We start from the raw sequence: 233 nt of genomic DNA on the forward strand, positions 1-233 counted from the left end.
TCACACATCCTTGATGGTTTTAAGCCGCATTATGAATCAACTGTAACTGCTAATTTATGGCAAGATGGAGCCGTTATGTTAGGTAAGCTTAATATGGATGAGTTTGCTATGGGATCTTCTAATGACACATCGTATTATGGTCCCGTTATCAATCCATGGCGAAAAAAAGGCTCCAATGAAAAACTCGTTCCAGGTGGTTCTTCGGGTGGTTCTGCAGCCGCTGTTGCAGCCCA

1 protein-coding gene is annotated in these 233 nt (G+C 43.3%); it reads left to right on the forward strand.

Going from position 1 to position 233, the window contains the following annotated elements; genetic code table 11:
• Positions 1-233 (forward strand): amidase family protein (locus tag ACFILW_RS11015; protein ID WP_375685856.1); only part of this gene is annotated, 233 nt, incomplete at both ends.

Origin of the sequence: Bartonella sp. TT110JLCBS (genome assembly GCF_042193405.1) — a bacterium.
Classification (GTDB): domain Bacteria; phylum Pseudomonadota; class Alphaproteobacteria; order Rhizobiales; family Rhizobiaceae; genus Bartonella.